3 protein-coding genes are annotated in these 1,598 nt (G+C 59.2%); 1 reads left to right on the forward strand and 2 read right to left on the reverse strand.

Going from position 1 to position 1,598, the window contains the following annotated elements:
- Positions 1-155: phosphoribosylformylglycinamidine synthase subunit PurS (gene purS, locus EOA33_RS35015; RefSeq protein WP_127407671.1), on the reverse strand; the 155-nt coding region annotated here is incomplete at its 3' end.
- Between the two features lie 67 nt (positions 156-222).
- Positions 223-1,017, reverse strand: a complete 795-nt coding sequence (gene purC / locus EOA33_RS35020) for a phosphoribosylaminoimidazolesuccinocarboxamide synthase (protein WP_127407672.1) — start codon at positions 1,015-1,017, stop codon at positions 223-225.
- A 277-nt stretch (positions 1,018-1,294) separates the two neighbouring features.
- Here purC and EOA33_RS35025 point away from each other — a divergent pair.
- On the forward strand, positions 1,295-1,598 hold a 304-nt coding region (locus EOA33_RS35025; protein ID WP_145989497.1), incomplete at its 3' end, for a DUF1476 domain-containing protein.

Raw genomic sequence — 1,598 nt, forward strand, 5'->3', positions numbered from 1 at the left:
GCCTTGTCGGTCCCCGCAAGCTCGACGTCGAACACCTTGCCCTGGCGCACCGATCCGACCCCATCAAAGCCCAGCCCGGACAGCGCATGCTCGATCGCCTTGCCCTGCGGGTCGAGAACGCCATTCTTGAGGGTGACGGTGATACGGGCTTTCATCGATACTCCTGAGAAATCAGTGCGGCTTGCGCCGGTTTCGCCGCCACGGGCAAGTCCGGTCTGGCAGTTAGTGCTTCAAGCCCTTGGGCGGCTCGGTGGAGGCGACTAGCACCGGTCCAGTTGGGCGCGGTGGCTCGTTCTCGTTCATAATGCCGAGGCGGCGGGCGACTTCCTGATAGGCTTCGACCAGTCCGCTCATATCGCGGCGGAAACGGTCCTTGTCGAGCTTGTCCTGCGTGTTCACGTCCCACAGCCGGCAGGAATCCGGCGAAATCTCGTCGGCGACGACGATGCGCATCATGTCGCCCTCGAACAGGCGGCCGCACTCGATTTTGAAATCGACGAGTTGGATGCCGACGCCCATGAACAGGCCGGAGAGGAAGTCGTTGACGCGGATGGCCAGCGCCATGACGTCGTCGATCTCCTGCGGGCTCGCCCAGCCAAAAGCGGTGATGTGCTCTTCCGACACCATCGGGTCGTCGAGCGCGTCGGCCTTGTAGTAGAATTCGATGATCGAGCGCGGCAGCACCGTGCCTTCCTCGATGCCGAGGCGCTTCGACAGCGAGCCGGCGGCGACGTTGCGCACTACGACTTCAAGCGGAATGATCTCGACTTCCTTGATCAGCTGCTCGCGCATGTTGAGCCGCCGGATGAAATGGGTCGGAATGCCCATGCGGTTCAAATGGTTGAAAATATGCTCGGAAATGCGGTTGTTGAGCACGCCCTTGCCATCGACCACTTCGTGCTTCTTCTTGTTGAAGGCGGTAGCGTCGTCCTTGAAAAACTGGATCAGCGTCCCCGGCTCAGGTCCTTCATAGAGGATCTTGGCCTTGCCTTCATAAATGCGGCGGCGATTTTTCATTTGATTTTTTCTCTGGATTTCCGGGCAGGCGGCAAGCGACCAGTTCCTGTCCGTCTGCCTAAATTAGTATGGCAACGGCGGTGTTCAATGCCGGTGTCTATCCCAATCACATGGTTTGCTCAATCGGCAAATCCTTCGAATTAACCGCTTTCGGGAATGAAATGCCGCAGCGCAGCAAGTGATGTAGCATATTGACCGGCCCGCGGCCTTTTGGTTTGTGCTTCGGGAACACACATGATTTACGCCTAAGCGAATCGGATTTGACCGGAGGGATGCCATGAGCAGCATGAAAGACCGAGAAGAGGGCTTCGAGCGCAAATTCGTCTTCGACGAGGAGCTTCGCTTCAAGGCCTCCGCCCGCCGCAACAAGGCGCTTGGCCTGTGGGCGGCCGAAAAGCTCGGCAAGTCCGGCACTGACGCCGAGGCCTATGCCAAGCAGGTGGTCGTCGCCGACATCGAGGAAGCCGGCGACCACGACGTCTTCCGCAAGATTCGCAAGGATTTCGACGAGGCCGGTGTCAACCAGTCGGACCATCAGATCCGTCGTACCATGGACGAACTGATGGCCGAGGCGATCGAGC

It is taken from the genome of Mesorhizobium sp. M4A.F.Ca.ET.050.02.1.1 (assembly GCF_003997725.1).
Taxonomy (GTDB): domain Bacteria; phylum Pseudomonadota; class Alphaproteobacteria; order Rhizobiales; family Rhizobiaceae; genus Mesorhizobium.